Source organism: Kocuria sp. (assembly GCF_030536815.1).
Classification (GTDB): Bacteria; Actinomycetota; Actinomycetes; order Actinomycetales; family Micrococcaceae; genus Kocuria; species Kocuria gwangalliensis.
Genome location: NZ_JAUNPE010000081.1, coordinates 1,931 through 10,357 on the forward strand (window position 1 = coordinate 1,931; position 8,427 = coordinate 10,357).

The following is an 8,427-nucleotide window of genomic DNA, read 5'->3' on the forward strand; positions in this document are numbered from 1 at the left end:
CGCAGGTTCCTCCCCTGAGACATCACACCCCTGAGACTTCCCTGCTGCGTACATGGAACGCAAGCCATTCCGTCAGAATTCGACACACCGCGAGGACGTCGCGCGGCGCACCCGCTCAACCCACTTCCGTCTCCGGCCGGGATCCTTGAGATCGTCCTTGACCAGCAGCGTGACATCCCACCCGCTGTCGCGCAGGAGCGCGAATCGGTACATCTCATCCCGGTACTGGTCCACTTCATCCGCATGGACCCGGCCGTTGTACTCGACTGCCACCTTGAATTCCGGCCATGCCAGGTCCAGGTAAAACGTCCGTCCATTGACCTTCACCGGGTAGTTGAGCTGAGGCGGTGGCAGTCCTTCATGCAGTGCAATCATGCGCGTCAGGGTTTCCATGGCCGAGAAGCATGACTCCTGGGACTCTCGCAATGCTTTTCGCACAGCATTCACGGCGAGCGAATGCGGCGGTAAATGACTTAAGCACTCCTCGATCACAGCTCTCGGAAGTTCGGCCGTGACCCCCGTACCGGGGATGGTGAATTGCCAGGACATCATTGCGTCCAGACAGGCGACAATGCGCCAGTGCGACAGCCGAGGGGCAACAACCACCAGCGCCTCCACCGGATGTGCAATCCTGCTGTCCCAGGGGCCCGCAAAAGTACCCAGCCCCAGCGACTTGGAGAACTTGATTCCCTCGGCAACGCTTTGGGTTCGTGCACCTGACCACCGCAAATGGGCCGACTCCCGTTCCCCCGAAAAGTTCTGCATGATCCGTGGACAGGGCATCCTGAGTGACTGATGCACCCAATGCTCGGTGTACCCCACGGGTATCCTCAGGATGTCCAGGGCGTTGAACCCGGTCACGGCGAGCGTGGAACCCGGAGCACCTAAATGCTGTTGCAACAGCAATGCCCGCTCCACCGGAGTGAGCGGCGCGGGATGGACGGCCCACAGTCCCCTGGTCACTCGCTGCATCCCCGCATGAGCTATCAACTGCGAGGCACGTTTGCCCGTTTCGACCGTGCGCAGCACCACCGGACGGGCCCCGAGCTTCAGGGGTTGTTGTTGATACAGCATGCTCGGACTCTAGAGAACCGGGCCTGCACGGGCCGGGAGTTGTCCACAGTCACTGGTCCGGTGGCCCTCCACAGGGCCCATGGTTCCTCGGCCAGAGGCGCATGGGAGGAAAGTGCAGCCCCGCAGCCTGGTGGGAGGAAGATGTCCAAATCCGGGCCACTTTACGCATTTTCCTCCCCTGGAGCTTCACGGCTGCGATTCCCTCACCTCAGATTTCCCCGTATCCCGCATGCTGACTAGCGTTAAGGGGTGTCTGATGAATCAGTGACCCCACGTCAACAGTCCGGTACCGAGTGGTGGCGGGACGCCGTGATCTACCAGGTGTATCCGCGCTCCTTCAAGGACTCCAACGGAGACGGGATGGGCGACCTGGGCGGTGTGACCGAAAAACTGCCCTACCTCAAGCAGCTGGGCGTGGATGCGGTGTGGTTGTCCCCCTTCTACCTGTCTCCGCAGCATGACGCCGGGTACGACGTGGCCGATTACCGCACCATTGACCCGCGGTTCGGCACTCTTGACGACTTCGATCGGATGCGCGATGAAGCCCATGATCTGGGCCTGAAACTCATTGTGGATCTCGTGCCCAACCACACCTCCGAGGATCACGAATGGTTCCGAGCCGCGCTCTCTTCTCCGAGAGGCTCCGCAGAGCGTGCCCGCTACATGTTCCGCGAAGGTAAGGGTGTGAACGGCGAACTGCCCCCGAACAACTGGAAGTCGCTTTTCGGCGGTCCCGCGTGGTCTCGCATTGCAGACGGCCAGTGGTACCTGCACCTCTTCGACTCGTCCCAACCGGATCTGAACTGGGAGAACCCGCAGGTGTGGGAGGAGTTCCGCAGCGTGCTCCGGTTCTGGCTGGACCGCGGTGTGGACGGGTTCCGCGTGGATGTCGCTCACGGCATGGTCAAGGCGGAAGGCCTACCCGACTGGGACGAGCAGGTGCACATGGTCGAGGGCACTGATGTGGATGAGCAGGGCCAGTCCGAGAAGACCATGGACACCGGCCCCTACTTCGACCAGGACGGCGTGCACGAGATCTACCGCGACTGGAATCGGGTGCTGGCCGAGTACCCTGGCGAGCGCATGCTCGTGGTGGAGGCGTGGATCGGCCCGGCGGAGCGGCTGGCCTTGTACGTCCGCCCGGACGAGGCGCAGCAGGCGTTCAACTTCGACTTCCTGGTTGCGGGCTGGCATCGCGACCGCATGCGCAATGCCATCACGGAAGCTCTGCGCGTCAACCGGGCGGTGGGCGCGCCGTCCACCTGGGTGCTCTCCAATCACGACACCGTCCGTCATACCTCACGCTACGGGCTGGGTTCCCGCACCGCCTACCCCAATGGAATCGGCGCGGAGGACGAGCAGCCCGACGCCGATCTGGGCCTGCGCCGCGCCCGCGCCGCCGCGCTCGTGGAACTGTCCCTCCCCGGTTCCGCATACGTGTACCAGGGCGATGAGCTGGGACTGCCGGAGCACACCACTCTGGACGCAGAGAGCCGCCAGGATCCCACCTTCTTCCGCACCGAGGGCAAGGAGCTGGGTCGCGACGGCGCTCGCGTCCCCCTGCCCTGGTCCCCCGTGGGCAACGGGCTGGGATTCGGCCCGGATCCGTGGTTGCCGCAACCGGCGAGCTTCGAGAACATCACGGTGGATCACCAACTGGGTAACCCGCAATCAGTGCTGAACCTGTACACGAACGCCCTGCGCATCCGGCAGGAGCTGGGTCTGGGTCGCGCGGAGTTCGCGTGGGATCCCCTGAGTGAGCGGGGTTCGCAAATTCTGGCCTACCGCCTCACCACGGAGTCCGGGGAGACAGTTCTGGTCGCGGCCAATGCCGGCGATGAGGCCGTGCACCTCCCCGAGCTCAGCACCGGCGAACTGCTACTCGCCAGCGGCCAGAGCGCCGTGATGGCGGGGAAGCTGGCCGTGGACCACACGGTGTGGGTCAAGCTCTAGCGAGCGGGCGCGGACGCTGGGCCGCACGGAATAAGTGCGGCCCAGCGCTCGTCCCGGAACCTAGTTTTCCGGCAACGCTGCCGAGCACTGGGTGGAAATCCAGTCCTGGACGGGTTGCAGTGCCCGTTGGATCTGGGCGGCCTCTTGGGGCTGCAGGGTCTCGCCGGCGTTATCGAGGAGCTGAACGGCGTTGTCGAAGGCCGGAAGAACCGGCTCCGGCAACCGGTCGCGGTGCGATTCGAGGGAGGCGGTGGCTTGGGCGACCACGGAGGAGTCCTGGCCGGGGTCCGCGGTGGCGTCCGTGGATCGGTCGGTGGTCATGGGTAGGACCACCAGGCCGGTGTAGACCTCGACCACGTCCAGGCACGTGCCGGTGCTGGCGGTTTGGCCGGTGCCCGCGGGAGCCTGTGACCCGTTGTTCTGTTGGGGGATTTCGCTGGGCACCTCGAAGGTGACCGGCCCCTCCGTGCCGGAGGAGCACCCGGTCAGGGCGAGCAACAGACCCGAGGCGGCCGCTGCGGCCGCAACTCGTTTCAAGGTCAAGAGGTTCACCCGCCGTCCGCCCATGAGGTGCAGCCCATCCGGCCAGAAGCTCGGGGCGTGCACGGTGATCGATACGTCCCCAACCTAAGCCGCCAACCTCCGTAACGGCTGGGGAGTGTCCACGTCCCAGCCCAGTGACACATCCCTTGGAACAAGGGAGTCAGCCGGCGGGGTCGGATTCCCAACCGCGGACGATCAGCTCGCGCAGCACGTCCTGGTCCACGGCGTCCAGCCTGGTCACGTAGACGCACCCCGCCCCGCGGCGGTGCGGGCCGAGGCGATCGAGAAGGTCCTGCGCGCCGTCGTCACCCTGCAGCCCGTAGAGGGAGATTGCGGCCTTGCGTGGCGAGAATCCGACGCGCGCGGTGTCCCCCTCGCGGCCGGTCTCATAGCGGTAGTGCAGGTGACCGTAGCCAACGATCGACGGGCCCCACATGACGGGCTCGACACCGGTGGCCTCGTGGAAGATCTCAAGCAACGCCCTGCCCTGCTCCACCCGCCGGGGCCAGGGAAGGGACTCGATCCAGTCCTGCGGAGACTGCCCGGTCGGCTCGGTCTCGAGGTCCGCCTTGGTGGTTGTGGTCGTGGATTCCGGGGCGACGACGCCGCTCATCGCTTCCAGCCCCCGCTCACCCAACGCATCATTGAGCCGGTTCAGGCCCTTCAGTCCCACGCCGTGCAGCGCGAGCAGTTCGTGAAAGTCTGCTCCGGCCAGCTGCTCGAGCTCGGTGATGCCCCGTTCTGCCAGCGCACGACGCAGCGGCGCCCCGGTGCCTTTGATCTCCGTGAGTGCGGTCATGGGACCAGACTAAATGCGCAGCCGGATCCTGAACACCAGCACGTGCAGAGCCCGTGCGGCCCGCTCTCAGGCGCTCTGGCGCCGAATCTCCCACATGAGGTGTCCCTCGGTGGGTGACTGCACCGGCAGGAACGCCGCCTCGCGCACGCGGCGCGTGGTGTCCGTGTCCGCCAGGTAACCGCGGCCACCGGCAACCGTGGCCTCGAGCTTGGTCGCGGCACTCACGAAATGAGCGGCGTCGAGCCTGAGCTGCAACAAGCGCACCGGGGAGGTGACCTTCTCGAGCAGGGCCGCGTGTTCGTTGCGCAGGCTCTGCTCGGTCTCGCGCAGGCCGTTGAGCCGGTCGCGGAACAGGGCGTTGGGGCCCGGTTTCACGACCGCCGACGCCGCCTCGTCCAAACTGCGCGCACCCAGGCCGATGCAGAACGCGCTCTGGGCGAGCAAGAATCCGGGTCGGACGGTGGCCAGGAATTCCTTGAGCGGCACTCCGGTGACGTCGCTGCCGGGAATCCGCACATCGCTCAGCGTCAGTGAGCCACTGGCGGTGCCGTTGAGCGCCATGAGCGGGGCCGACCGTTTCACGGTGAGACCCTCGGTGCCAATGCGCACGCGGGCGATGGTCAATGTTCCGTCCTCGAAACGCACCGGCATCATGATGATCGCGTTCGGGAACAGGTTGGAGGCCCACACGATCTTGCCGTTGAGCACCACGGAATCGCCGTCCGCAACTGCTTCCACGGGGATGTCACCGAGCTCGGACGCCCACTTGAATGCGGGAGCCATGGCGGAGACACCGGCCACCGAACCGTTGAGCAGTTCCTGCGGAATCTCTGTCCCCGCGGCGCGGTGGAACAGGATGGCCATGGTGTGACCCCACGCGCTGAACGCGGTGGAAAAGCACTCGCGAGCCAGCGTTTCGAGCAGTGAGGTGACCCCGGCGACGTCGCCCTGGGCCGCGGCGTCGAAGGCACCGCTGCGCCCGAGTTCCGCCAGAGCGACGTCTGTCTCGACGTCACCCCGGTCGATACTCGCGGCGCGTTCGGCAACGTTGGCCAGCACGGAATCCGCGACCGGTTGCTGAACGGTTGACGGAACGGGCATCAGTTGCCTGCCAAGTGGTGCAGCCGATCGATGGGGGTGGTCACGGCCTCGCGGGCGCGCACCACGGCGTCCTCATCGGGAGCGTTGTAGAAGCACAGGCACTTGACGGTGTCCTCGCGTACGTAGGTGCGCAGGAAGCTGACCTCGGGGACCTCGGCGTACTTGGGGGCGTTGGCCTTCTTGCGGCCCAAGTAGGTCTCCATGTCGATCTCGGCGGGGATATCCCACTCCACGAGGTACTCGGCGGAGGGCTTGGCCTTGCGGATGTCCTCGATATCGGCGCCCACCAGGCGGACCTGGTCCGGCCCGGAGACCTCGGTGGCCTGCTCGGCCACGCCGTTGCGGATGGCCTGGTCCAGGGCGGTGGTGTCATCGCCGTCGAGCTCGACCACGGTGAACACGCGGCCCTGACCCTCGGTGACCTGGGATTCCAGAACCTGAGCGCCGTTCTGCTCGGCGGCGGAGGCGATGGCCGCGATCACGGACTCGGCGCCCTCGCGGGTGGCGTTGCTGGGAACTACTTCGAAAAGCTGCAGTGACATGGAGATTCCTCTCGTCGGTTGTGGGATTTCGTTAAACGCTACGCGTGGACCCGTCCCCGACCCAAGGAGCTGGACACACTGCGCAACATTGAGCGGACACCCTCTTCAGTTGTTGCTCACCGCGGGGATCTAAGCTCAGAGCAGCCAGCACCACTTTCGACTGATCCCCGAAAGGACCGGGTCTGAACATGTTTCACGAGCAGAGCGTCATTTTCATCGACGCGGGCTTCTTGCTGTCCGCCGGTAGTTCCACCGTGACCGGAACTTCCCTGCGCGCAGCCACCCGGGTGGATGCCGAGCAACTGATCTCGGGGATCGTGAGCATCACCCGCGACAACTGCAACCTGGATCCACTGCGCATTTATTGGTACGACGCCTCCCGGGACGGCGTGCTCAGCGACTGGCACAAGAAAATTTCCCTGCTCGACGACGTCAAGGTCCGCCTGGGGCGCATCGGCGTGAACGGGCAGCAGAAGGGCGTGGACCTGCGGCTGGGACTGGACCTGATCGAGGTGGCCCGCAATGGTTCCGCCAAGGTCGCCTACCTGCTCAGCGGTGACGACGATCTGGCCGAAGCCGTGGAGGCCGCCCAGGATCTGGGCATGAAGGTGGTGCTGCTGGCGCTGGAGGACAAGAACCGGTACCTGGGCATCAAGTCCGTGGCGGAGCACCTGGCGTACAAGGTGGACCGCATCCTCGTGCTGCCGCAGGAACTCATCCATTCCACGTTCACTCCGGCCACGCGGGCGGTGGTGCCGGGGTCGGAAGCAGGCACCGAGTCCACGCCACCAGCGGCGGGCGCCCCGTTGCCCGGACCGAGCTCGGGGCCGACACCGGTGACTCCGGCGACCCTGGCCAGTAAGAAGGCCACGTTCATCACGGTCAAGGAACCGGACGTGGATCTGCCCCGTCTGTTTGCGGTGGCGGAGGAGGTTGCCGAGCGCTTGGCTCGCAACTGGTACCAGACCACTCCCCTGGCCGAGGTGCAGTCCGTTCTGGAGGAGCGTCCCATCCTGCCGACAGAGATTGATTCGACCCTGCTGCGAGACTGCGCGGCGCGTATCGGCGAGGCCGACACCGATCTGCAGTCGGTGCGCAAACACCTGCGGAAATGCTTCTGGGACACCATCGACACCCTGGCCTGACTAACCGGTGCTCTAGTCTGAAGCGCGTGAGTCACGAGCCAGCAGTTTCAGATTCTTCCGGGGACCCATCGAAGGAGGGTACCGGAATCTCTTGGGGCTCCTTTGCCCGCAATGCCGCGTTGATCGTGGTCCTGCTGGTCATGCTGTGGTTGTTCTTCAACGTGGAACTTCCCCCGGCCGATCAATTGCAACAACGGCTCGAAAGTTACGGGTGGGTGAGCTGGCTGGTGTTCATCGGCCTCTACGCGGTCGTGGCGCTAACACCTATTCCGGTGACCATCATGGCGGTGGCCGGTGGGCTGATTTTCGGAGTGGTCCTGGGCAGCCTGTTTTCCGTGATCGGTGTGTTGATCGGCTCGTGGGGTGCCTACTGGTTGGCCCGTGCGCTGGGTACCGATGCGGTGCGCAAGGTGCTGGGCAAGTACAGCGAGAAAATCGAGGCCCGCTTGGACGGCGCAGGATTTGAAGCCGTGTGCACCCTGCGGCTCGTTCCCGGCATTCCGTACTGGCCGGTCAATTACGGCAGCGGAGCCTTTGGCATCACGCAGCGGGATTTCCTGGGCGCCAGCGTGATTGCCGTAATCCCGGGCCAGGTCTCACTCGTGGCGTTGGGGGCGTTCGTCGCGGACCCCACGGTCCTCAACGGCGCCGTGGTGGTGCTGTCATGGATCGTGGTGCTGGTCATGACCGTGTGGGCGTACAAACGGTGGAAGGCTGCGCGGCAGTAACGGTCTGGCCGACCTTGGTGCGGAAATGAGAAGAACCCCCGCGTGTAGAAGCCACGCGAGGGTTCAGTGGCTCCGACCGGCGTCGATCCGGTGACCTTACGATTTTCAGTCGTACGCTCTACCAACTGAGCTACAGAGCCAGGCACATCACCTGGGATATGCCGCGACGGCGCGAAAAGTGACCTTTTCATCGCCGCCTGAGCGACCCTGACGGGACTTGAACCCGCGACCTCCGCCGTGACAGGGCGGCGCGCTAACCAACTGCGCTACAGGGCCTTAGTTGTTTCCAACGAGTGGATATCTTACCAGTAGAACTGACTGCCTTAGCAAATCGCTCACCGCATGAGATTCTCTCGCGAGAAAACGTACCCCCAACGGGATTCGAACCCGTGCCGCCGCCGTGAAAGGGCGGTGTCCTAGGCCGCTAGACGATGGGGGCCAGAACGTCGCCCGACTGCCGCTTGCGCATTAGTGGACGATGGACCTTCAGTAGCTTAGAGGTAAACACCCCGGTTGCACAAACCCGACTATCACAGGGTGGC

The 8,427-nt window shown here is 64.8% G+C and carries 8 protein-coding genes and 3 tRNA genes; 3 read left to right on the forward strand and 8 right to left on the reverse strand.

Translation table 11 applies throughout. The features are described from left to right. Window positions 1-72 precede the first annotated feature (72 nt). The gene (locus Q4E95_RS08515) at window positions 73-1,074 is read right to left on the reverse strand and encodes a hypothetical protein (RefSeq protein ID WP_303382896.1); all 1,002 of its coding nucleotides are present in this window, start codon (window positions 1,072-1,074) and stop codon (window positions 73-75) included. A gap of 249 nt (window positions 1,075-1,323) precedes the next feature. On the opposite strand from Q4E95_RS08515, the gene Q4E95_RS08520 reads away from it, so the two are divergent. Next, a complete protein-coding gene (locus Q4E95_RS08520) occupies window positions 1,324-3,027 on the forward strand; it encodes an alpha-amylase family glycosyl hydrolase (protein WP_303382897.1) in 1,704 nt (567 codons plus the stop codon). 60 nt (window positions 3,028-3,087) lie between these two features. On the opposite strand, the gene Q4E95_RS08525 is transcribed toward Q4E95_RS08520, so the two are convergent. From Q4E95_RS08525 to Q4E95_RS08540, 4 genes are all read right to left on the reverse strand, one after another. Beyond that, a complete protein-coding gene (locus tag Q4E95_RS08525) occupies window positions 3,088-3,570 on the reverse strand; it encodes a hypothetical protein (RefSeq protein ID WP_303382898.1) in 483 nt (160 codons plus the stop codon). A 160-nt stretch (window positions 3,571-3,730) separates the two neighbouring features. Then, a complete protein-coding gene (locus Q4E95_RS08530; RefSeq protein ID WP_303382899.1) occupies window positions 3,731-4,369 on the reverse strand; it encodes a DUF1801 domain-containing protein in 639 nt (212 codons plus the stop codon). Window positions 4,370-4,435: 66 nt separating this feature from the next. Further along, window positions 4,436-5,470, reverse strand: a complete 1,035-nt coding sequence (locus Q4E95_RS08535; RefSeq protein ID WP_303382900.1) for an acyl-CoA dehydrogenase family protein — start codon at window positions 5,468-5,470, stop codon at window positions 4,436-4,438. Then, on the reverse strand, window positions 5,470-6,012 hold the full coding sequence (locus Q4E95_RS08540) for a DUF4242 domain-containing protein (RefSeq protein WP_303382901.1): 543 nt from the start codon (window positions 6,010-6,012) through the stop codon (window positions 5,470-5,472). Before Q4E95_RS08540 ends, Q4E95_RS08535 begins: the two co-directional genes overlap by 1 nt. A gap of 188 nt (window positions 6,013-6,200) precedes the next feature. Here Q4E95_RS08540 and Q4E95_RS08545 point away from each other — a divergent pair, with 188 nt between their 5' ends. After that, window positions 6,201-7,157 (forward strand): NYN domain-containing protein, encoded by a 957-nt coding sequence (locus tag Q4E95_RS08545; RefSeq protein ID WP_303382902.1) that lies wholly within the window; start codon window positions 6,201-6,203, stop codon window positions 7,155-7,157. Between the two features lie 26 nt (window positions 7,158-7,183). Beyond that, window positions 7,184-7,885: a TVP38/TMEM64 family protein gene (locus tag Q4E95_RS08550; protein ID WP_303382903.1), complete on the forward strand. Its 702-nt coding sequence runs from the start codon at window positions 7,184-7,186 to the stop codon at window positions 7,883-7,885. Between the two features lie 67 nt (window positions 7,886-7,952). On the opposite strand, the gene Q4E95_RS08555 is transcribed toward Q4E95_RS08550, so the two are convergent. The 3 genes from Q4E95_RS08555 to Q4E95_RS08565 all read right to left on the reverse strand — a co-directional run bounded on the left by Q4E95_RS08555 (window position 7,953) and on the right by Q4E95_RS08565 (window position 8,324). Beyond that, a tRNA-Phe gene (locus Q4E95_RS08555) sits at window positions 7,953-8,025 on the reverse strand. A gap of 62 nt (window positions 8,026-8,087) precedes the next feature. After that, window positions 8,088-8,161, reverse strand: a tRNA-Asp gene (locus Q4E95_RS08560). A gap of 90 nt (window positions 8,162-8,251) precedes the next feature. Then, window positions 8,252-8,324: transfer RNA gene (locus Q4E95_RS08565), tRNA-Glu, on the reverse strand. Between the last annotated feature and the right edge of the window lie 103 nt (window positions 8,325-8,427).

Bases quoted from the DNA above. Each gene is read 5' to 3' on its own strand.
- Q4E95_RS08540 (WP_303382901.1), bottom strand. From the start codon at position 6,012: ATGTCACTGCAGCTTTTCGAAGTAGTTCCCAGCAACGCCACCCGCGAG.
- Q4E95_RS08535 (WP_303382900.1), bottom strand. From the start codon at position 5,470: ATGCCCGTTCCGTCAACCGTTCAGCAACCGGTCGCGGATTCCGTGCTG.
- Q4E95_RS08530 (WP_303382899.1), bottom strand. From the start codon at position 4,369: ATGACCGCACTCACGGAGATCAAAGGCACCGGGGCGCCGCTGCGTCGT.
- Q4E95_RS08515 (WP_303382896.1), bottom strand. From the start codon at position 1,074: ATGCTGTATCAACAACAACCCCTGAAGCTCGGGGCCCGTCCGGTGGTG.
- Q4E95_RS08545 (WP_303382902.1), top strand. From the start codon at position 6,201: ATGTTTCACGAGCAGAGCGTCATTTTCATCGACGCGGGCTTCTTGCTG.